Genomic DNA, 21,417 nt, shown 5'->3' with positions numbered 1-21,417 from the left:
GCGCCGTCAGCGGAGTGCGTTCACGGACTCACCGGCCGGCGGCTGCCACAGCGGTGCGCGTGCGTCGGGAGTCAGCCATCCACGCTGTGCCGCGACCTCGGCGGCGACCTCTATGAATCCGGCCGTCGCGGGAGCGAGCGGTTCGTCCCGCCACGCGATGGACCACGGGTAGACCGGCTGCACCTCGGCGGGCCGGTGGACCGGCATCCCGATCCCGCGATAGCGGAGGGCGTAGGACTCGAACTCCAGCAGGTAGGCACCGGCGGGCGCCCTCAGCATCCTGGAGAGGCACTGATCGAAGGTGCCGGGGTTTCCCAGCCAGTGGAGGCCGAGTCCGGCTGAGGCCTCGAAGGCGGTGAGGTACTCGCCCTGGGCATTGAACAGCGCCGAGCCGCGCGGATCGGCGAAGACCTCGACGGGGCGTTCGTACAGCGAGACCGTGTCGGACACGGGGTCGCCGGATCGGCCGACGAGCACGAGCGGCTCCAGGCGCATGGGGCGATGCCGCCAGCCGAGGGGGTGGGCGTGCACCATCTCCGGGGTCAGGCGCAGGATCGCGATGTCGAGCAGCCCGTTCATCAGCGCGTCGAACTGGCGGCGGCTGTCCATCGAGCTCGCGATCACGGCGACGCCCGGAAACCGGTCCGCGAACGCGTCGAGGACCAGCCGGCTCGTGTCGAGATCGAAGATGTGCGCGATGCGGATGCCGGCACCGCCGACCTGTGTCATGCGGGTGGCATGGGCGATCAGCACCCGCGCCTCGCGGAGGAAGCGCGCACCGTCGGGCGTGAGCGCGACGTGACGGCTGTCGCGCGCGAGGAGCCGGAAGCCGAGTTCGTCCTCCAGCCGGCGCATCTGCTTCGACAGCGCCGGCTGGCTGATGTGCAGCCGCGCGGCGGCCCGCCCGAAGTGCAGCTCGTCGGCGACGACGACGAAGTAGCGCACGAGTCGAAGATCGAGGTCCACCTGTCCTCCTGTACGAAGATTGGCGTGGCCGGACGATCCATGCAAGTTCGGTTATCGATCCGCATCGCACAGGTCCTGGACGCCGCCGATCGCGCGGGTGTGTGCTGATCTCGTACATCGAGTGCGAGGAGCACATCCATGCCTGAGAACCCCCGTCCCGTCGTCTTCGTCCACGGGCTGTGGCTTCACGCCACCAGCTGGGAGCCGTGGGTCGAGCGGTTGCGCGCCGCCGGCTACGAGCCGGTCGCGCCGGGGTGGCCCAACGAGCCCGCGAGCGTCGCCGAGGCGCGTGCGAACCCCGAGGCCGTCGCCGACATCGGAATCGACGAGGCGGCGGCACACTTCGCCGCGATCGTGAACGAGCTCGGCGACGACACCATCGTGATCGGCCACTCGTTCGGCGGGCTGATCGCCGAGAAGCTCCTCGGCGAGGGGATCGGAGCCGCGGCCGTGGCGATCGACCCGGCGCAGATCAAGGGCGTGCTTCCGCTCCCGCTCGCGCAACTGCGGGCGGGTTTCCCTGCGCTCGGGAACCCGGCCAATCTGCACCGCGCGGTCTCCTTGACCGCCGCCCAGTTCCGCTACGGGTTCGGCAACGCCGTGGAGGCGTCCGAGTCCGACGCCCTCTTCGAGCAGTGGACCATCCCCTCGCCGGCGCGGCCGCTGTTCCAGGCCGCGGCGGCGAACTTCGTCATGCATTCGCCGGCGGCCGTCGACACCAAGCGCGCGCCCCGCGGCCCGCTACTGCTGATCTCCGGCACCGCCGATCACACGGTGCCCGACGTCGTCACCCGATCCACCCTCAAGCAGTACCGCGATTCGATGGCCGTCACCGAGTTCACGCAGTTCGAGGGGCGCGGCCATTCGCTGACCATCGACCATGGCTGGGGCGACGTCGCGGACGCCGTGCTCGACTGGCTGCGAGCACAGGGGCTGTGACATGGATCTCGGGCTGGACGGCGCCGTCGCGATCGTCACGGGGGCGGGGCGAGGGATCGGGCTCGCGGTGACGCGGGCGCTCGCCGCAGAGGGTGCCCGCGTCGTCGCGGCATCGCGCACCATCACGCCTGAGCTGGCGACCCTCGCCGGCGGCGGAACGGTGGAGGCGGTCGTCGCGGACCTCACCGATCCGACCGTGCCGGACACCCTGGTCGCCCGGGCGACGAGGCTGGGGCAGCTGCGGGTGCTGGTGAACAACGTGGGTGGCGTGCATCCCCGCCCGGGCGGCTTCGCCTCGGTCACGGACGACGCGTGGACGGCGACGTTCCAGCTCGACGCGATGACGGCGATCCGGATGACGCGGGCTGCTCTGCCCGCGCTGCGTGAGGCAGGAGGCGGCTCTGTCGTGACGGTGGCGTCGGTGAACGCCCGGCTGCCCGACCCGGTCGTGATCGACTACAGCGCGGCGAAGGCCGCGCTCGTGAGCTTCTCCAAGTCGCTGTCGAAAGAGGTCGGCGCCGACGGCATCCGCGTGAACACGGTCAGCCCCGGCCCGGTAGCCACGGACCTCTGGCTGGGCGACGGTGGTGTCGCGGCGACGCTGTCGACCGCCGGTGGCGCGGATCGGGCCGACGTGGTCGGCGGCGCGGAGGCATCGATGGTCACCGGGCGATTCACGAAGCCGGAGGAAGTCGCGGCGCTCGTGGCGTTCCTCGCGAGCGACCTCGTCGCCGGGAACATCACGGGATCGGACGTCGTGATCGACGGGGGGCTCACCGCAGAACTGTGACACTCGTGCCCGCGTCCGCGCGAGCAGGCCTGCGGGGCGTCAGCCGGCGTGGCGCAGCCGGTGCCGTTCCAGCACCCGCGCGGCGAGGGCCTCGGGCATGCCCGGCCCCGGGAGGGCCTCGACTTCGATCGCGTCGTCGAGCGGTCCGCACACGTCGCACACCAGCCGCATGCGGACGGGGTGCTCATCGCGGCCGTGTCGGTACAGGATGGGCGCGCCGTTCGGGGCGGCCCAGCGGTCGCCCCACTCGGTCAATGCGATGAGGGCGGGGGCGAGGTCCCGGCCGCGCTCGGTGAGGCGGTACTCGCCCTCGCCCGCGTCGTTCGTGATGCGCTCAAGGACACCTTCGTCGACGAGGTGGTCCAGGCGGGAGGACAGCACGTTGGTGGCGATGCCGAGGCTCTTCTGGAATTCCGAGAACCGCGTCGATTCGGCGAACAGGGCGTTGCGCAGGATCAGGAAGGTCCAGCGCTCGCCGAACACCTCGAGCGTGCGCGAGATCGAGCAGACCTGGGTTTCGTACGTCCTGCCGAGCATGCCCTCAATCTAGATCAGGCGGCTTGCGTGATACAAGCGGGACCGGATGGGGTGAGCCGTCGCACGGCGTGCGGTCAGTCCGGGCTCTCTCCGAGCTTCGCGAGGATGCCGGTGAGCGTGGCCCGTTCGTGCGGGTCGAGGGGTGCGAGGAAAGCGTGCTGGGCCGCGGCCACCGCCTCTTCCAGGGAGGGGAGCAGCTCGCGCCCTGCGGCGGTGAGGGAGACGATCTTGCGACGGGCGTCGTCGGGGTCGGGATCGCGCTGCACCAGCCCGCGCTCGTCGAGGACCTCGACGACGAGTGCGACATCCTTCCGGTCGAGATCGAGGCGGCGACCGAGGTCGGCCTGGCTGAGTGCGTCGTGCTCGTCCAACGCGGCGAGGACGCGGAAGTGCAGAGGACGCGCCTCGAGCGGCGCGAAGGCGCGCGCGAGGATGGCCTGCGCGCGGGCGTTGGCGCGGCTGAGCAGCCACGTCGCGGTGTTCGTCGGAAACTCGGAGGGCATGCCGCCAGCCTACGCCGTTGTTGGTGACCCCAACGTTTGCTATTGTTGGTTGCACCAACGGTAAGGAGTCATCATGACGACGTTCGGACCACAGCTGATCGGCGAGACCGAGAAGGCCCTCAACGCGATCCTGCGCGAGATCCTCGCCGGCCGCGGTCTGGCGGAGCCCGTGTGGGTCACGGTCCGCCTGGCCGCCCAGGCGTCCGCCTCGGACGACCTGATCGCCGTCGTCGCCGAGAAGGCGCGCTACGACGATGCCGGGGAGCTCGTCGCTGCGGTCAACAGACGGGGTCTCGTGGACGGCTCGGGGATCACCGAGGCGGGGACGCAGCTCATCGCCGACGTCCAGCGAGAGGTGAAGCTGGCGACGGCGCACGTGTGGGCCGACCTCGACCCCGTCGACGTGGCGGCGACCGAACGCGTGCTGAACGCCGTCGCCGAGCGGGCTCGTGCCGTGCTCGATGCGAGGGTGTGATCCGTGCCCCCGGCACCGGGGGAGCGGAGTGACGGATTGGCACAGGTTCACCGCCGCGGATTGGCCAGGTCGTGCGGGGCGCGCGCGACGTAGCGTCGAGGCATGACCACACTCACCGACGCGCTCGTGCCCGTCACCGTACGTCTCGATTTCGACGCCCTTGCTCCCGCGTTCTCGCGGGCCGTCACCGAGCTCGACGACGCCGCCACCGATCAGCTCGACCTGGCGGGCATCGATGCGGGGCTGCGCGAGCTCGTGCGTTTGCGGGCCTCGCAGCTCAACGGCTGCGCGTACTGCGTCGACGTGCACTCGCGGGCGGCGCGCCGGGCGGGCGTGCCGGCGCAGCGCGTCGATGCAGTGGCCGTCTGGCTGGAGTCGGGCCTGTTCACGGCGGCCGAGAGAGCGGCGTTCGCGCTGACCGAGGAGGTCACGCGGCTGTCGGAGACGCACGCGCGGGAAGAGATCGTGACCGGGGCGGTCGCGGCGTTCGGCGAGGAGGGGACTGCGGCGCTGCTGTCGCTGATCATCGCGATCAACGTGTGGAACGCGATCGGCGTCACGGCCAGGCCGTGGCGCGTCGCGCCCCGCAGCGCGGACTGAGCAGGGCCCCGCGCCGGATACGCTGGAGTCGATGACGAACACGCGTGCCGAGGCGGCGTACCTGCGCTCCGTGGCGGCGTTCCGGACCCCCACCCTCGACCTCCTGCACCGACGGTACGCGCCCTTCGTGGTCGCCGCTCTGTCCGTCGTGTTCACGGTCGACCGCCCTGCGGTCGCTGTCGCCGACGCGCACGCCGAGATCGCCGAGATCCTGGACGAGCTGCGGGCGGCCGGCTACGACGAGGACGACCGGGCGCTGCCGTCGGGCACCGCCCGCGAGGTCTGCCGGCACTGGGTGCGTGTGGGGTGGCTGGTGCCGCAGATCGACGGCGACGTCGAGGTGTACCGCCTCACCGCCCACGCCGTGAGCGCGCTCGAGATCACCGGTCGCACCGGGGGTGGGCGCACGCGCGTGTCGAACTCACGCGTGCGCACGCTGCTCGAAGCCGTCGAGCGGCTGGCCGCCGACTCCGAGACCGACCCGCAGGCGCGCATCGCCCGCCTCACGGCCGAGCGCGACGCGCTGGATGCTGAGATCCTGCGGATCCAGGCCGACGGTGCCGCGCCCGTCGACGACGAGCAGCTGCTCGAAGAAGCCGAGAACGTGCTGCACCTGGCACGGGAGCTGCCCGCCGACTTCGCGCGTGTCGCCGAGTCGATCAAGGCGATGCAGCGCGATGTCGTCGCCGACCTGCGCCGCGACATCCGCCCCACCGGCGAGGTGCTGCGCGAGTACCTCGAGCGCGGCCAGCACGTCATGCAGTCGACCCCCGAGGGTCGGGCGTTCGCCGGTGCACTGCGCCTGCTCGGCGATCCGGAGCGCATCGACGACCTCACCGAACAGCTGCACACCGTGCTGGCGCAGCCGTTCACGCGCCTCATGGATGCCGACCAGCGGGCCGAGCTGGACGCCATCGGCCGCCGGGTGGAGCTGGGCGTGCTCGAGGTGCTCACGGCCCAGCGCCGCGCTTCGCACGTGATCACCGGTCAGGTGCGCACGCATGATCCCGTGCGCGACCGTCAGGTCGACGACCTGCTGCGCGACGTCATGTCGGGGCTGCAGGCGTGGACGAGCAGCTCGTCGTCCGACGCCGCGGTGGAGCCGGTGCGCAGCCTGCCGATCGCCGGCGTCGGCCACCTGCGGCAGTCCGTGAGCGACATCCGCCCTCCCGGCATGCCTGCGGCGCTGGCAGGCAGCGTCGACGACGCGGAGTTCGTGGATGCCGACACCCGGGCATGGGGCGGGCCGCGGTATGTCGAGCTGGAGGCGTACGTCGCGGGGCTGGGTGACGAGTTCGACCTCGCGAGGGCCTTCGAGGGGACCGACGACGAGACCCGGCGCCCGGTGGACCTGCTGGGTCTGCTCGAGATCGCCCACCGCAACGGCATGAGCGAGGGCGACACCGTGTCGGTCGTCGAAGCCCTCCGTCCTGACGGCACGACCCGCCGCTTCGCGTTCGGAGCCGTGACCGCCCGCACCTCGAGAGGGAGCGATGATGAGTGACACCGCCGCCGACACGGCACCCGAGATCGAGGGGGATGCCGCAGCCGAGGCCGCCGGCATCCCTCCGTTCATCGATCCGGTGTCGATGGAGGACGATCCGGACGAGCTGTTCCCGGGCGACCGCGGGGTGCTCGACGCCGAGGTGCGTCGGGTGCTCGTCCACGTGCTGCAGCGCCGGTTCGTGCAGGCCGACCGGCACCGTGATACGTGGAAGGTGCTGCTCGACAACCAGCAGCTGATCGAGGCACGGCTGAACGACCTGTTCGTGCGCCTGGTGATCGACCACGACCGCGGCGTCGCGTACAAGCAGCAGGTGCGCTCGGACGAGTTCGAGGTGCCGATCCTGTTGCGCGATTCGGCGTACAACCGCGCCGAGACGCTGGTGCTGGTCCACCTGCGCACGGTGTACCAGCGCGAGACGGCCGCCGGCGAGCCGTCGGCGCGTGTCGACATCGAGGACGTCGAGCAGACGGTGCTGAGCTACTTCGCGGAGTCCGACGGCGACACGGCGCGCCGGCAGCGCGCGATCCGCCGGGCGATGGAGCGGCTCGATCGCGACGGCATCGTCGACGAGGAGTCGGCGGGGCGGTTCCGCATCAGCCCGCTGGTCGAGATCGTGCTGAGCGCCGAGAAGCTGCGCGAGCTGCGCGACTGGCTGCGGCGTCAGGAGGCGCTGCCCGAGCTCGAAGACGCCGAGGCGGATGCGGATGCGGAAGCCCCGGCCGAGGCGGACGACGACGCGTCGGAGGATCTCGAGCGGGAAGCCGCAGAACTGGAAGGGGCCGCCCTGTGACGATGATCGACACGCTGTTCGGGCTCATCCCGGCCGCGTCGCGGGGTCAGCAGTGGCTGGCCGAAGACCTGCAGCTGGTCAACTGGGGCGGCTACGACGGCGCGCACCGCGTGCGGTTCTCGCCGACGGCGACGCTGCTGTGCGGCGGCTCCGGGTCGGGCAAGTCGACGCTCATGGACGCGTACATCGCGCTCATGATGCCGCACACCACTCCGTTCAACGGCGCCTCGAACGGCGGGGTGACCGGGCGTCCGCGCGGCGACGAGCAGCGCAACATCCTGTCGTACGCCCGCGGCAAGCTCGACGAGTCGCGCACCGAGGACGGCACCAGGATGCGCGTGCTGCGCGGCGACGGCGTCGACACCTGGACCGCCGTGGCGATGACCTGGCTCGACCACGACGGGTCGCGCTTCACGGCCGTGCGCGCGTGGTACATCCCGGCCGGTGCGCGGGTGCTCGAAGACACCGTCCGCGTCCGTGCGACGGCGGACGACGGCTTCGACCTCAGCACGCTCGAGCGTGCGGTGCCGCAGCGCTTCACCGACACGTCGCTGCGTTCCGTGGGGCTCGACCCGTACAGCACCGACCGGGAGTTCTCGGCGCGCCTGCACGCGGTGCTCGGCATCGGCGCGGCCGGTGCCGGGTCGAAGGCGATGAGCCTGCTCGCCCGCATCCAGGCGGGGCAGCAGATCACGACCGTCGACGACCTGTACAAGCGCCTCGTCCTCGAAGAGCCGGAGACGATGACGACCGCCGATGCGGTGGTGGCGCACTTCGACGAACTCGAGGGCACGCGCACGCGCATGCTCACGGCGCGCCAGCAGGTGAGCACGCTCGAGCCGCTGCGCGACCTCCGCATCAAGATCGCCGCCGCCGCCGAGCGGGTGCGGCTGATCGACGAGATCGGCGACTTCTCGGACGAGCGCTCGCTGGCCACGCTGTGGCGCGCGAACCGGCGCCTCGAGCTGCTGCGCGCCGTCGAGGGCGAGCTGCGAGACAGCAAGCACGCGACCGACGTCGCCCTGCGTGAGAAGCGCGCGCTCGCCGACGCGGCCGAGATCGAGCGCGACGGCCTGGCCGACGTGCTCCGGCAGTCCGGCGGCGACCGCCTCGAGACGGCGCAGCGCGAGCTCCGCGAGGTCGAGCGGCGGCTGTCGACGGTGCAGGTGAACCGCATCCGCTTCGAAGAGGACCTCCGCGCGCTCGACGCCGAGGTGTCGACGCGGGCCGACTTCGACGCCCTCGTCGCACAGGCGCGGGCGGGGCTCGCGGACGCCGACGCCAAGCGCACGGCCCGCAACGCGTTCTCGGACGCGGCGCTCGAGCTCAAGGCCGCCGAATCCGAGGTGACCGAGCTAGAGGCCGAGATCCGCCGCGCCGCCGGTCGCCGCGACAACATCCCGCGTGCGCTGCACGAGTCGCGCGAGCTGCTCGCCGAAGCGGCGGGCCTCGACCCCGAGGAGCTGCCGTTCGTCGGCGAGCTCGTCGAGGTGCGCACCGAGTTCGAGCCGTGGCGCGAGGCGTTCAATCTCGCGCTCGGCGGCTTCGCGACGACCCTGCTGATCGACGTGGCGCATCTGCCGGCGTTCCGTGCGGCGATCGACGCCGTGCGCACGCCCGTGCGACTGCGGTACGAGGGCGTGCACACGGGGCTCGACACCCACGGTGGACGCGACGCCGACACCCTGCCCGGCCGCCTCGACTACCAGGCGTCGCCCTTCACGGGCTGGCTGCAGGAGCGCCTCGACGACCGCTTCGGGTTCGTGTGCGTCGACTCGGCCCGCGAGCTCGCGAAGCACCGCATGGCGCTCACGATCACCGGCCAGATCTCGCAGGGCACCCGCGGTGCGCACGGCGGGCATGGCCGCGACAACGTGCTGGGCTTCTCGAACGAGCGACGGCTGCACGTGCTGGCCGGCCGGCTCGAGGACGCCCGCACCCGGGTCGAGCGCGCGACCGCCGCGGCGAAGAACGCGGAGACGGCGCTGGATGCCGTCGACGCGCGGCTCGCCGTCTACGCGAAGGTCGGCGACCTGACGTGGGAGCAGCTCGATGTCGACACGGTCACGGCGGAGCGGGATCGCTGGACGGCCGTGCAGGACGACGTGACGGCATCCAATCCCGAGATCGCACGGCTGCAGGGGCAGATCGCGGCGGCCAAGGGCAAGGCGACCAGCCTGCGGGAGGAGATCGGGCGCACCGAGGCCGAGCGTGAGCGGATCGAGGCGCGCTGGGGCGACATCACCGACGACGTGGACGCCACGCAGTCGACGATCGACGCCGCCGAGGACGCCGGGCTCGTGCTCGACGAGGCCCAGCGAGGGTTCCTCGACGTCCGGTTCACGCTGCGCGACGCGGCCGCAGCGGCGAGCCCGTCGGTCGTGCTCACCCGTTTCGATGCGGCGCTCGCGTCGGCCGCGCAGCGGCTCGAGGAGGACCACGGCGCAAGCGTGGCCGCGCACGCCGAGCAGCGCGAAGGCGTCCGTCGCATCATGACGGGGTTCCTGGAGCGCTGGCCGAACCCGAACCTGCTGCCCGACCCGGACGCGTCGCTCGACGACTTCGAGGGCATCCTGGAGGCGCTGGAGACGAGCGGCCTGCACGAGCTGGAGGCGGACTGGCGCGACAGCCTGCTGAAGCTTTCGGGCAACGACCTCACCAACCTCGACGCGACGCTCAGCCGGTCGCTGCGCGAGATCCGCGACCGCATCGAGCCGATCAACGAGATCATGCAGGACCTGCCGTTCTATGATGACGGCCACCGGCTGCAGATCACGACGCGCGAGAACCAGTCCGAGCCGCGCAAGCGGTTCCGGCGCGAGCTGCGCGAGGTGCGCGGGCTCATCGATGCCGCGGCCTCGGACGAGGACCGCGAGCAGGTGTACCGCCGGATGACGCGGCTGATCGGGCGCATGCGACGGTCGGCCCCCGACTTCGGCGACCTCGTCGACGTGCGCAACCACGTGCGGGTGAGCGCCGAGCGCGTCGATGCCGAGACGAAGCAGCACATCGCCCTGTACGACCACATCGGCGAGAAGTCCGGCGGCGAGTCGCAGGAGCTCATCGCGTTCATCGTGGGTGCGGCGCTGCGCTACCAGCTCGGGGATGCCGGCGCCGAGCGCCCGCGCTACGCCCCGGTCTTCATGGACGAGGCCCTCATCAAGGCCGACGCGCACTTCACGAAGCGGGCGATCGGCGCGTGGCGGGGCCTCGGCTTCCAGCTCGTCATCGGCGCGCCGAACGACAAGTACAGCGCGATCGAGCCGCACGTGGACGTCGAGTACGACATCCTCAAGGACACCCTCGGGCGCTCGTGGGCCAAGCCGAAGGTGGGGCTGCCCTCCTAGCGGGCCGGCTCGACCGGCTTTGCGGGACCGACCCGCCGGAGCGCGAGCACGAGCACCGCGAGGCCGACCGCATTGGCGACGAGGACCGTGGTGATGACGGCCGTCATGCTGACCTCGTACGCGAAGCCGAGGATGCCGCCCGCGATCAGCAGGCCGGCGCCGCGGACGAACGCGAGCCAGCCGAACGCGAGTGGGCGTGAGCCGGTGGGCACGAGCTCGGTGACGACCGCCTTCACGGTCGAGTCGAGCACGCCGTTCACGACGCCCCAGATCGCGACGCCGATCCACACCAGCACGACCTCGTCGGTGAACGCGATGACGGATGCCGCGGCCGCGAGCGGGACGGCCAGCAGCGTCCAGGGGCCGAGGCGGTCGTAGACGCGCCCCATGACGAGTCCGGCGGCGCCGTCGACGAGCATCGCCACGGCGAACAGGATGGGAACCTGAGCGTCGGTCAGCAGGCCCGTCGTCTGCGCGTGGTAGGCCAGCAGCGGGAACGACGCCACCCCGCACGACAGCACCGCGATCGCCGCGGCGTACACCCAGAACCGCGCCGGCAGGCGCCGTGAGACCGTGGGATCCGTGGATGCCGGCGGCCCGGCATCCCCTGTCTCGACCGGTCCCGCAGCCTCGGCGCCCTCGGGCTCCTCGTACGAGAGCGGGTCGGGCACGCGGTGGCGGAGCCAGAACAGCAGCACGAGCACCAGGACGCCCGGCACGGCGAGCACGCCGAACGCGAGGGCGTAGTCGCCCTCGCGCCAGCCGAGCACGGCCGCCAGCAGCAGGGGTCCGAGCACGGCGCCGGTCTGATCGAGGGCCTGGTGCACGCCGAAGGCGCTGCCGCGGCCGGTGGTCGCCGAGGCGAACGAGAGCAGTGTGTCCTTCGCGGGGGAGCGCACGGCCTTGCCGAGGCGTTCGGTGGCGTACAGCAGCAGGGCGGGGGCGAGGGCACCGGTCACGCCGATGAGCGGAACGCTCAGCACCGTGAGCGCGTAGCCGACGATCGTCCACGTCCAGTAGTGCTTCGTGCGCACGACCGCGTAGCCGGTGACGACGCGCAGGCCGTAGCCGATGAACTCGCCGAGGCCCGCGACCAGGCCGACGACGACGGCCGACGCGCCGAGCGTCGCGAGATACGGGCCGATGATGCTGCGTGCGCCTTCGTAGACCATGTCGGCGAGCAGGCTCACGATCCCGAACGCGAGGATGAAGTGCCACGGGCGCAGGCGGGTCACGCTCGCAATGTATCAACTCCGGGCATCGGCTCTCTGGAGTTCTGTCGGCCACGCGGCCGGCAGAAAACCTGGGGGAAATCGCATGCGCATCACCTATCGCATCTTCTCGTTCGCCATCTGTGCCCTCGTCGCGCTGCAGGCCGCCTCGCACGCGTGGGGGTCGGCCGGGCTCGACGTCTACATCGCCGAGGGCGGCGTGGTCGACGGCTCCGCGCTGGAGGGGCCGCCGCCGTTCCCGGAGGTCGTGGGCTTCATGATCCACGGCATGAACGGCATGTTCGTGATCCCGACGCTGGCGATCCTGCTGTTCATCTTCTCGTTCTTCGTGAAGGCGCCCCGTGCCGTCGCTTTCGCGGGCGGCGTGCTCGCGCTCGTCGTGGTGCAGGTGACGCTGGGGCTGTTCGGCCACAGCATCCCGCTGCTCGGCTCCCTGCACGGCATCAACGCGCTGCTGCTCTTCACGGCCGCGCTGCTGGCGGGCCTCAACGTGTCGAAGCGTCGCGTCGAGGCGGCAGCCGCGGCTGCGTCGACGGAGTCGGTGCCGGCCGGTGCTGCCGCCTAGGACTGCATCCGCGGCGAGTCGGTGGGCGTGGTTCGCCCGCCGGCTCGCCGTTGCGGCGGCGGTCATCGCGCTGGCGCTCGTGGGTTGGGCGTGGTGGGGCAGTGTGCTGCCCGGATCGTATTCCGTCATGGACATGGGAACCCCCGACTTCGGCGGCGGTCCCGGTGCCGATGACCACGCGGCCGGCGGCCACGGCGGGCACGGGGCGCAGGCGATGGCCGCGGGGACGGCCGGTGGCGCCGGTGCTGTCGGCATCGGTTCCGCCGCCGCCGGCGCGGCGACGAGCGTCACCGCGCTGGCCGTCGACCCCGATCGCCCCGCCGATGTGCACGTCGAGCTCGTCGCCCGCGCGGACCGCGTCACGCCTGAGGGCGGCGAGGCGTTCGACGGCTTCACGCTCAACGGGCAGACACCGGGTCCGACGATCCGTGCACGGCAGGGGCAGCTCGTCGAGGTCGTGCTGCGCAACGAGGACGTGCCGGCAGGGGTGACCGTGCACTGGCACGGCGTCGACGTGCCGAACGCCATGGACGGCGTCGCGGGCGTGACCCAGGATGCCGTGCCGCCCGGCGAGAGCTTCATCTACCGCTTCGTCGCCGAGCAGGTGGGCACGTTCTGGTACCACTCGCACCAGGCGTCGCACCCGCAGGTCGTCGGCGGGCTGTACGGCGCGCTGATCCTGGAGCCGGCGGAGGGGGATGGCGCTCTCACCGCCGACGCGATCGTCGCCGTCCACACCTACCCGGGAGGGCAGCGGACCGTCAACGGGGTCGTCGGCGACACGCGCCAGACGGCGGCACCGGGCGACGTCGTGCGCGTGCGTCTGGTGAACACCGACAGCACGCCGACCTCCGTGTGGGTCACCGGGTCGTCGTTCCGCGTGCTCGCGGTGGACGGCGCGGAGCTCAACGCGCCGACGCCGGTCGACCGCACGGCGGTCCCGCTCACGGCGGGCGGCCGCGCCGACCTCGAGGTGACCGTGCCCGGGAGCGGAGCCGTCCGCGTCCAGGTTCCGGGCGGCTCGCTCGTGCTCGGACCGGAGCGGGCCGAGGCATCCACTTCTCCGGCACCGCGCGAGGAGGTCGACCTGCTGACCTACGGCGAGCCCGCGGACGTGGGGTTCGACCCCGCGGCGGCCGACCGCCGCTTCCGCTACGACATCGGGCGGCTGCCCGGCTTCCTCGACGGCGCCCCGGGGTACTGGTGGACGATCAACGGCGGCATCCTGCCCGCGGTGCCGATGTACATGGTGCAGGAGGGCGACGTCGTGGTCATGACCATCACGAACAACAGCGGCGAGGTGCACCCGATGCACCTGCACGGACACCATCTGCTGGTGCTGTCGCGCGACGGCGTGCCGTCGTCGGGCAGCCCGTGGTGGGTCGACTCGCTGAATGTCGAGCACGGCGAGACGTACGAGGTCGCCTTCGTCGCCGACAACCCCGGCATCTGGATGGACCACTGCCACAACCTGCCGCACGCGGCGGAAGGCCTCATGACCCACCTGGCCTACGTCGGGGTGACGACGCCGTTCCGGCTGGGACGGGACTCGGGCAACGACCCGGAGTAGGCCGAGGGCTCAGCCGCGCGCCGAGCCGATGGGCTGCGGGATGCCGCCGCCCGGCGAGCGGAGCGTGCGGGCGTAATCCTCCTTGAGGACCGCCAGATGGAACCACGCCTCCAGGCTCTCCACGCCCGGGATCGCGCGGATGCGTTCGAGGCTGGCGTAGAGCGCCCCCGCGGACGGCTCGACGAGGGTCGTGACCACGTCGAACCGGCCGAGCGTGCGGGCGGCGAAGTCGACGCCGCGCCACGTCCGCAGCGCCTCGGCCACCTGGTCGTCCGTTCCCGCGAGGTTGAGCCCGACGCCCATGGACAGCTGCCGATGCGCGAGGCCGCGGGCCTCGACGGCGCTGATCTTGATGACCCCGGCGTCGATGAGGCGCTGCACCCTCGTCGTCACGGCGGAGGGCGACAGTCGCACGGCCTCGCCGAGCGCGCGGTAGCTGGTGCGGCCGTCGCGCTGCAGCTGCTCGATGAGCGCGGTGTCGATCCCGTCGATGGTGATGTCGCCGTGGTACTCCGAGACGAAGAATCCCTTCACGACGTCGGTGTAGATGAGGGTGTTGATGTCGGCGACGCCCGGCAGGGCGCGGATCTGGGCGAGGAGGTCGTGCAGGGCGGGCATCGATCCGAGTCGCACCTCGGTGACGAGGTCGTACGCGCCGCCGACGGCCGAGACGAGCACGGTCTCGCTGAGGCCCCGCAGGTGCTGCGCGACCGGCTCGACGCCGTCGTGCGTGCGGATCGACACGTGTGCGAGCACATGCTGGCCGAGGAAGACGGGGTCGACGGCCGCGATGACGCGCACCGTGCCGTCGGCGAGCATCGCGTTGAGCCTCGTCGAGACTGCGGCACGGGTCTGGCCCAGCCTGCCCGCGAGTGCATGGATGCTCGCGCGGCCGTCGACCTGCAGCTCGCGGATGAGTTCGGCGTCGAAATCCATCGCGATCCTCGAATTCGTCGATTTCCCCGGGAACGCACGTGGTCGGGCGCAGAAGTCGAGTCTACGGTGTCCTGCACAGGACGCGACATGCGCATCTGCTCGCCGCGGTCTACAGAACGCCAGTGGAACCGGCTCGGGACTGGAGTTCTGCCCTTGCCGCCGACATCCGTCGGCCCCTAGCATCCATCGCATCCCGACAGATTCCGCAAAGGAGCGGCCATGACTTCCACCACCACCGCGAGGGCGCGGCGCGCCGGCATCGCCGCGTTCGTGGGCACCACCATCGAGTGGTACGACTTCTACGTCTACGCCACCGCGGCCGCGCTCGTGTTCGGGCCGCTGTTCTTCCCGAGCGGCGACCCGCTGGCCGAGACGGCGGCGGCGTTCGCGACCTTCGCCGTCGCCTTCCTCGTGCGACCGCTCGGCGGCATCATCTTCGGCCACATCGGCGACAAGCTCGGCCGCCGCGTCTCGCTCGTCATCACGCTGCTGCTGATGGGCGTCTCGACCGTGCTCGTCGGCTGCCTGCCCACGTACGCGGCGATCGGCTTCATGGCGCCCGTGCTGCTGATCCTGCTGCGCGCCCTGCAGGGCCTCGCGGTCGGCGGCGAGTGGGGCGGCGCGGTGCTCATGAGCGTCGAGCACGCTCCGGCCGGCAAGAAGACGTTCTACGGCGGCTTCACGCAGCTGGGCAACCCGGCCGGCGCGCTGCTGGCCTCGGGCATCTTCGCGATCATGTCGCGCTTCGGCGACGACTTCATCATGAACGGCGGCTGGCGCATCCCGTTCCTGCTGTCGATCGTGCTGGTCGCCGTCGGCTTCTGGGTCCGCTACCGCGTCGAGGAGTCGCCGGTCTTCGAGCAGAAGGTCGAGGGGCGCAAGCAGACGATGCCGCTCGCGTTCGCACTGCGCGTCAACTGGAAGCCGATCCTCCTCGGCATCGGCCTGCTGCCGATCTCGACCGGCGGCTACTACCTCGCCACCACGTTCGCGACCTCGTACGCGACGGGGGAGCCCATCAGCATGAGCCCGCAGCTGATCCTCGACGCCATGACGATCGCCTCGTTCATCGAGTTCGTCGTGACGCTGCCGGTCGCGTGGCTCGGCGACAAGTGGGGCCGCAAGAACATCATGTACATCGGCCTGGTGACCTCGGTGCTGACGTTCGTGCCCTTCATGCTGGTGCTGCCGGGCAAGATCGAGCCCGTCATCTTCCTGCTGGCCTCGCTCGTGCGCATCGCGATGAGCGCCACCTACGCGCCGATCGCCGCGATCCTGGCGCAGATGTTCCGCCCGCAGGCCCGGTACACGTCGATCGCGCTGTCGTACGGCGTGGGGGCGGCGATCTGGGCCGGCTTCTCGCCCTGGTTCGCGACGATGCTCATCGCCTGGACCGGCAGCGTCTGGTCGGTGATCGCGATGTTCGTCGGCATGGCGCTGCTCGCGGGGCTCTGCACGTGGCTCGCGCCGCAGCACTCCGACGAGGCGCCGGTGACCGACTCGTTCACGCCGCGCACCGACACGACCGCCGCCCGCACCGTCTGACGCCGGCACGCGGCATCCCGACTCTCCCCACCGTGAGGACACCATGAGAAAGCTCGCCCCGTTCGACCGCCCCGCGCAGCAGACTCCGCGCCTGCTGACGGCCCGCGTCATCCGCACGGTCGACAGGGCCGACCGGACGGCGACGGCGATGCTCACCGATCGCGGCCGGATCGTGGCCGTCGGCACGGTGACGGAGTGCCGGGATGCCGCCCGCGCGGCCGGCATCGACCCCGAGGTCGTCGACCTCGGCGATGCGGTGATCGTGCCCGGCTTCGTCGACGCGCACGCCCACCCGCTGATGTACGGCCAGCTCATGACGTGGGTGGACTGCGGTCCCGAGAAGGCCGCGAGCATCCCCGAGATCGTCGCGCTGCTGAAGGCGGCCGCCGACGGGCAGCCGGCAGGCAGGCCGGTGCGCGGCTACGGCTACGAGCACCGGAACCTCGCCGAGCAGCGGCATCCCACCCGGTTCGAGCTCGACGAGGTCGCAACCGACCGCGAGGTCTATCTCATGAACGCGTCGGGCCACGGCGGCGTGGTGAACTCGTACACGTTCGCCCTGAACGGCGTGGACCGCGACACCCCCGACCCCGACGGCGGCGAGTACTTCCGCGATGCGGACGGCGAGCTGACCGGCGAGATCTCGGATGCCGCGTGCAACATGCTCACCGGCGTGCATGGCGTGAAGATCGGGCACCACGGGCCGAACTTCCACCTGGCCGACGAGCCCGCGGAGCACCTGCGGCAGCTGGATGCCGCCACGCAGCGGTTCCTCGCCGGGGGAGTGACCACGATCGGCGACGCGCAGGTGTCGCGCCGCGAGTTCGACATGTACCTGCGGCTCGCCGAGGCCGGGCGGCTGGAGCTGCGCGTGTCGATGTACCTGCTGTCTCATCTGCTCGACGAGGCGCTCGAGATGGGCCTCGTCGGCCAGTTCGGCAACGCCCACTTGAGCTTCGCGGGCATCAAGCTGTACGCCGACGGCACACTGGGCGGCTGGACGGCGTACTTCCCCGACGGCTACGTGGGTGACCCGTGCCGCACCGGGCAGCTGTACCACGAGCCCGCCGAGTACGCCGCGCTGATCAGCCGGGCTCACGCCGCCGGGCTGCAGACGGCGACGCACGCGCAGTCGCCGACGGCCATCGAGATGGTGGTGTCGGCGATCGAGGCGGCGCTCGCCGAGCACCCTGACGACGACGCCCGTCATCGCATCGAGCACTGCGGCCTGCCGACGCCCGCGCAGATCGCCCGCATGGCGGCCGCCGGCATCCGTCCGGTCAATCAGACGCAGCACTACTTCAACTGGGGCGAGGGCGTCGAGCAGGCGATCGGCACGCCGGGAGAGCGGTTCAACCCGCTCGGCGAGTTCGCGGCGGCGGGGGTCCCGTTCACGATCTCGTCCGACGCGCCGGTCGCCGAGCCCATCCCGCTCGAGGCCATCCAGACGGCCGTCACGCGCGTGACCCGTCGCGGCCACAAGCTCGGCCCCGACGGTCTCCGGGTGCCCGCCGACGCGGCCCTGCGCGCCCACACCTACGAGGGCGCCGTGTCGCTCGGCCGCGAGGACGACCTGGGCTCGCTCGAACCCGGCAAGTACGCCGACTTCGCTGTGCTCTCGGGCGACCCGCTCGCCGTCGACGCCGCGACGATCTCGCAGCTCGCCGTGCTCGAGACGTGGGTCGGCGGCGAACGCCGGTACGCGGCATCCTGAATCGAGGGGGCGACATGAACGCAGACATCGCGGCGCAGTACGCCGACACGACCGGCCGGGCGGTGCTCGAGACGATCCGCGCCTACGGGGTGACGGCGGTGTTCGGCATCCCGGGAACGCACAATCTGGAGCTGTACCGGCCGCTGGACGACCTCGGCATGCGCGTGGTCACGACGCGCCACGAGCAGGGCGCCGGGTACGGCGCCGACGGCTGGGCGCAGCAGACCGGGCTGCCCGGTGTGGTGATCACGACGTCCGGGCCGGGCCTGCAGAACGCGATGAGCGCGATCGGCACCGCCTTCTGCGAGTCGCGGCCGCTGCTCGTGCTCTCGCCGGGCGTCGCGCTGGGCGCCGAGTTCCGCGACGTCGGGACGCTCCACGAGACCAAGGACGCGACGGCGATGGTCGGTGCGATCGCGGAGTGGTCCCGTCGCGTGACCAGCGGGACGGATGCCGTCGACGCGGTGCACGACGCGTTCGCGCTGTTCCGCAGCGGGCGCCCGCGTCCGGTGCACATCGAGATCCCGCTGGACGTGCTGGAAGCTCCGGCCGGTGTCGCCGCCGCGGCGCGGGCCGCACGGCCTGCTCCTGCGCCGGCGGCCGGCGACGCCGCGTCGGTGCGAGAGGCCGCACGTCTGCTGGCCGGCGCCGAGCGCCCGATGATCCTCGCGGGCGGCGGCGCGTCGCGCGCCGGCCGGGCCGTGACCGCGCTCGCCGAGCGCCTCGGCGCACCCGTCGTCACGACTCTCAACGGCAAGGCGACCGTCGACGAGCACCACCCGCTGTCGCTGGGCTCCAACCTGCGCCTCGCCGCCGCCCGCGGCGTCGCGGAGGACGCCGACGTCCTGCTGGTGCTCGGCTCCAAGCTCGGCGAGGCCGAGCTGTGGGCGCCCGCGCTGGCGGCGCGCGGTGCCGTCGTGCGGGTGGACATCTCCGCCGCACAGCTGCACAAGAACCTCGACGCGACCGTCGGCATCGTGGGGGACTGCACCGCCGTGGCGGAGCAGCTGCTCGCACTGCTGGCGGAGCTCCTGCCCGATGCGCCGAGACGGCAGCCCGACCTCACGCGCGAGCACATCGCCATCGCCGCCGAGATCGCGGAGGCCGCGCCCGATACCGTGGCGCTCGCCCACACGATCGCGGCCGCCCTGCCGCACGACGCGATCGTCGCCGGCGACTCGTCGCAGATCGTGTACCTGGCGCTCGCGAACGTCCTGACGCAGCCGAGGCCGCATTCGATGCTCTACACGCCCACCTACGCGACCCTCGGATACGGGCTGCCCGCGGCGATCGGCGCACGGGTCGCACAGCCCGAGGGAGGGCGCCCGGTCGTGGCCGTCGTCGGCGACGGGGCGCTCATGTTCTGCGTCAACGAGCTCGCCACCGCCGTCGAGCAGCGCCTCGACCTCACCGTCGTGTGCGTCGACAACGGCGGGTACGCCGAGATCAAGCAGAACGAGGTGGATCGCGGCATCCGCCCGGTCGGCGTCGATCTGGTGCAGCCGGACTGGGTCGCCCTCGCGAACGCGTTCGGCGCCACCGGGCGCCGCGCCGACGCGCCGGCCGACATCGCTCCCGCGCTCGCCGCCGCGATCGACGCCGGCGGGGTGCAGCTCGTCCACATCCCGCAGCACGCCGGCTCGCAGCATCCCGCAGCCGAATCGTCCACCCCGAGAGGCGAATCATGACCGACCACCACGAGCCCGTCGGCCCCGTCGACGCGTCCGTCTTCCCCCGCTACGCCGGCATCGCCACGTTCGCGCGGCTGCCGCGCATCGAGGAGGTGCCGCAGGCCGACATCGCCGTCGTCGGCATCCCGTTCGACTCGGGCGTCAGCTTCCGCCCGGGCGCACGGTTCGGCCCGTCGCACGTGCGCGAGTCGTCGCGGCTGCTTCGGCCCTACAATCCGGCGCAGGACGTGTCGCCCTTCGCCGAGGCGCAGGTCGTCGACGCCGGCGACATCCCGGCGAACCCGTTCGACATCGAGGCGGCCGTGACCGAGATCGAGACGGCGGCGACCGCTCTCGGCGACCGCGTCGAGCGCATCGTGACGGTGGGCGGCGACCACACGATCGCCCTGCCGCTGCTGCGGGCGGTGACGAAGAAGCACGGGCCGGTGGCGGTGCTGCACTTCGACGCGCACCTCGACACGTGGGACACGTACTTCGGGGCTCCCGTCACGCACGGCACGCCCTTCCGCCGCGCGAGCGAAGAGGGTCTCATCGACCTGACGGCCAGCTGCCACGTCGGCACCCGCGGCCCGCTGTACTCGAAGCAGGACCTGGTCGACGACGAGCGCCTCGGCTTCTCGATCGTGTCGAGTGTCGACATCGAGGTGGACGGCATCGAGGCGGCCATCGCGCGCGTGCGCCGCCGCATCGGCGACAAGCCGCTGTACATCTCGATCGACATCGACGTGCTCGATCCCGCCCACGCCCCCGGCACCGGGACCCCTGAGGCCGGCGGCATGACGAGCCGGGAGCTGCTCCGGATGCTGCGGGCCCTGAGCGACCGGAACGTCGTGGGCGCCGACGTGGTCGAGGTGTCGCCCGCGTACGACCACGCCCAGGTCACCGGCATCGCGGCGAGCCACGTCGTCTACGAGCTGGTGTCGCTCATGGCGGCGCAGCTCGGCGCGACGCGCTGATCCTGCCCATCGGCGCGGGCGTCCCGCGCGGATGGACGAGACTGAGGGGATGCTGCCTCCCGCGATACGACGACGGATGCCGGCGGCCGGGCTGCTGGTGGCGGTCGTCGTCGTCGGACTCGTCGTGCACGCCGCGCTGCCCGACACGGCGGCGACCGACATCGCAGGCGACGTGCTGTACGCGGCTGCGGCGTACCTTGCGGTGGTGCTGATCGCGCCGGGCCTGCCGGTGCTCGCCATCGGCGGCATCGCAGCCGTGTGGTGCGTCGCCGTGGAGCTGTTCCAGCTCACCGGCCTGCCGCTGGAGTGGGGAGCGCGGTTCGCTCCCGTGATGCTCCTGCTCGGCACCGTGTTCGACCCCCGCGACATCCTCGTCTACGTCGTCACGGTCGCCGTGATGACCGCGGCGCACGCGCTCCTGCGCCGGTCGGATCGTCGCTGAGCAGCCGAGGTCGTCCGTGCGGTCGGGGCGTTTCGTCTCGCTCGTTCCTCGCTCGCTCAACGGCCGGGGGACGGGGGCTGGCCGTGCCACGAGGGGGTGCGCGCCCGGTCGCTCGCTCGACGGCCGGGGGACTGGGGCTGGCCGTGCCACGAGGGGGTGCGCACGCGGTCGCTCGCTCGACGGCCGGGGGACTGGGGCTGGCCGTGCCACGAGGAGGTGCGCACGCGGTCGCTCGCTCGACGGCCGGCGGACTGGGGCTGGCCGTGCCACGAGGGGGGGTGCGCACGCGGTCGCTGAGCGAGCGCCAGCGAG

The 21,417-nt window shown here is 71.9% G+C and carries 19 protein-coding genes; 14 read left to right on the top strand and 5 right to left on the bottom strand.

Going from position 1 to position 21,417, the window contains the following annotated elements:
• Positions 1 to 6 precede the first annotated feature (6 nt).
• On the bottom strand, positions 7 to 966 hold the full coding sequence (locus ACFWJ8_RS14345; RefSeq protein ID WP_378812600.1) for a LysR family transcriptional regulator: 960 nt from the start codon (positions 964 to 966) through the stop codon (positions 7 to 9).
• Between the two features lie 138 nt (positions 967 to 1,104).
• On the opposite strand from ACFWJ8_RS14345, the gene ACFWJ8_RS14340 reads away from it, so the two are divergent.
• Positions 1,105 to 1,905: an alpha/beta hydrolase gene (locus ACFWJ8_RS14340; protein WP_378812597.1), complete on the top strand. Its 801-nt coding sequence runs from the start codon at positions 1,105 to 1,107 to the stop codon at positions 1,903 to 1,905.
• 1 nt (position 1,906) lies between these two features.
• Positions 1,907 to 2,695 (top strand): SDR family NAD(P)-dependent oxidoreductase, encoded by a 789-nt coding sequence (locus tag ACFWJ8_RS14335; protein ID WP_378812594.1) that lies wholly within the window; start codon positions 1,907 to 1,909, stop codon positions 2,693 to 2,695.
• A 39-nt stretch (positions 2,696 to 2,734) separates the two neighbouring features.
• Here ACFWJ8_RS14335 and ACFWJ8_RS14330 read toward each other — a convergent pair whose 3' ends face one another.
• Together ACFWJ8_RS14330 and ACFWJ8_RS14325 are read right to left on the bottom strand one after the other, a co-directional pair.
• The gene (locus ACFWJ8_RS14330; RefSeq protein ID WP_378812592.1) at positions 2,735 to 3,232 is read right to left on the bottom strand and encodes a winged helix-turn-helix transcriptional regulator; all 498 of its coding nucleotides are present in this window, start codon (positions 3,230 to 3,232) and stop codon (positions 2,735 to 2,737) included.
• Positions 3,233 to 3,306: 74 nt separating this feature from the next.
• Positions 3,307 to 3,735, bottom strand: coding sequence for a MarR family winged helix-turn-helix transcriptional regulator (locus tag ACFWJ8_RS14325; protein ID WP_378812590.1), 429 nt, complete (start codon positions 3,733 to 3,735; stop codon positions 3,307 to 3,309).
• A 73-nt stretch (positions 3,736 to 3,808) separates the two neighbouring features.
• On the opposite strand from ACFWJ8_RS14325, the gene ACFWJ8_RS14320 reads away from it, so the two are divergent.
• The 5 genes from ACFWJ8_RS14320 to ACFWJ8_RS14300 all read left to right on the top strand — a co-directional run bounded on the left by ACFWJ8_RS14320 (position 3,809) and on the right by ACFWJ8_RS14300 (position 10,454).
• Positions 3,809 to 4,210, top strand: a complete 402-nt coding sequence (locus ACFWJ8_RS14320) for a hypothetical protein (protein WP_378812587.1) — start codon at positions 3,809 to 3,811, stop codon at positions 4,208 to 4,210.
• A 102-nt stretch (positions 4,211 to 4,312) separates the two neighbouring features.
• Positions 4,313 to 4,810, top strand: coding sequence for a carboxymuconolactone decarboxylase family protein (locus ACFWJ8_RS14315; RefSeq protein WP_378812584.1), 498 nt, complete (start codon positions 4,313 to 4,315; stop codon positions 4,808 to 4,810).
• Positions 4,811 to 4,841: 31 nt separating this feature from the next.
• Positions 4,842 to 6,314, top strand: a complete 1,473-nt coding sequence (locus ACFWJ8_RS14310; protein ID WP_378812582.1) for a DUF3375 domain-containing protein — start codon at positions 4,842 to 4,844, stop codon at positions 6,312 to 6,314.
• Positions 6,307 to 7,107 carry a DUF4194 domain-containing protein gene (locus ACFWJ8_RS14305; RefSeq protein ID WP_378812579.1) on the top strand — a complete coding sequence of 267 codons (801 nt, stop codon included), beginning with the start codon at positions 6,307 to 6,309 and terminating at the stop codon, positions 7,105 to 7,107. The genes ACFWJ8_RS14310 and ACFWJ8_RS14305 overlap by 8 nt, the downstream gene beginning before the upstream one ends.
• Complete coding sequence (locus tag ACFWJ8_RS14300) at positions 7,104 to 10,454, top strand: ATP-binding protein (RefSeq protein WP_378812577.1); 3,351 nt, start codon at positions 7,104 to 7,106, stop codon at positions 10,452 to 10,454. Before ACFWJ8_RS14305 ends, ACFWJ8_RS14300 begins: the two co-directional genes overlap by 4 nt.
• Here the strand turns inward: ACFWJ8_RS14300 and ACFWJ8_RS14295 are convergent.
• Positions 10,451 to 11,689 carry an MFS transporter gene (locus tag ACFWJ8_RS14295; RefSeq protein WP_378812575.1) on the bottom strand — a complete coding sequence of 413 codons (1,239 nt, stop codon included), beginning with the start codon at positions 11,687 to 11,689 and terminating at the stop codon, positions 10,451 to 10,453. The two genes, ACFWJ8_RS14300 and ACFWJ8_RS14295, sit on opposite strands and share 4 nt — an antisense overlap.
• An 82-nt stretch (positions 11,690 to 11,771) precedes the next feature.
• Here ACFWJ8_RS14295 and ACFWJ8_RS14290 point away from each other — a divergent pair, with 82 nt between their 5' ends.
• Together ACFWJ8_RS14290 and ACFWJ8_RS14285 are read left to right on the top strand one after the other, a co-directional pair.
• A complete protein-coding gene (locus ACFWJ8_RS14290) occupies positions 11,772 to 12,251 on the top strand; it encodes a hypothetical protein (protein ID WP_378812573.1) in 480 nt (159 codons plus the stop codon).
• A gap of 127 nt (positions 12,252 to 12,378) precedes the next feature.
• Complete coding sequence (locus ACFWJ8_RS14285; RefSeq protein WP_378812571.1) at positions 12,379 to 13,821, top strand: multicopper oxidase family protein; 1,443 nt, start codon at positions 12,379 to 12,381, stop codon at positions 13,819 to 13,821.
• Positions 13,822 to 13,830: 9 nt separating this feature from the next.
• Here the strand turns inward: ACFWJ8_RS14285 and ACFWJ8_RS14280 are convergent, their stop codons facing one another.
• Complete coding sequence (locus ACFWJ8_RS14280) at positions 13,831 to 14,757, bottom strand: Lrp/AsnC family transcriptional regulator (RefSeq protein ID WP_378812568.1); 927 nt, start codon at positions 14,755 to 14,757, stop codon at positions 13,831 to 13,833.
• A 219-nt stretch (positions 14,758 to 14,976) separates the two neighbouring features.
• On the opposite strand from ACFWJ8_RS14280, the gene ACFWJ8_RS14275 reads away from it, so the two are divergent.
• Genes ACFWJ8_RS14275 through ACFWJ8_RS14255 form a run of 5 tightly spaced genes read left to right on the top strand, consistent with a single transcriptional unit; the run spans position 14,977 to position 21,105 of the window.
• Entirely contained in the window at positions 14,977 to 16,302 is a 1,326-nt protein-coding gene (locus ACFWJ8_RS14275) for an MFS transporter (protein WP_378812565.1), read from the top strand.
• A 43-nt stretch (positions 16,303 to 16,345) separates the two neighbouring features.
• Positions 16,346 to 18,016: an amidohydrolase gene (locus ACFWJ8_RS14270; RefSeq protein ID WP_378812563.1), complete on the top strand. Its 1,671-nt coding sequence runs from the start codon at positions 16,346 to 16,348 to the stop codon at positions 18,014 to 18,016.
• Between the two features lie 14 nt (positions 18,017 to 18,030).
• Positions 18,031 to 19,704 (top strand): thiamine pyrophosphate-binding protein, encoded by a 1,674-nt coding sequence (locus ACFWJ8_RS14265; protein ID WP_378812562.1) that lies wholly within the window; start codon positions 18,031 to 18,033, stop codon positions 19,702 to 19,704.
• Positions 19,701 to 20,663: an agmatinase gene (gene speB, locus ACFWJ8_RS14260; protein ID WP_378812559.1), complete on the top strand. Its 963-nt coding sequence runs from the start codon at positions 19,701 to 19,703 to the stop codon at positions 20,661 to 20,663. Before ACFWJ8_RS14265 ends, speB begins: the two co-directional genes overlap by 4 nt.
• Before the next feature lie 49 nt (positions 20,664 to 20,712).
• Positions 20,713 to 21,105 carry a DUF2809 domain-containing protein gene (locus tag ACFWJ8_RS14255; RefSeq protein WP_378812556.1) on the top strand — a complete coding sequence of 131 codons (393 nt, stop codon included), beginning with the start codon at positions 20,713 to 20,715 and terminating at the stop codon, positions 21,103 to 21,105.
• Positions 21,106 to 21,417 lie beyond the last annotated feature (312 nt).

It is taken from the genome of Microbacterium sp. NPDC058389 (genome assembly GCF_042722305.1).
GTDB lineage: Bacteria > Actinomycetota > Actinomycetes > Actinomycetales > Microbacteriaceae > Microbacterium.
This window is presented reverse-complemented; position numbering and strand designations above follow the sequence as displayed.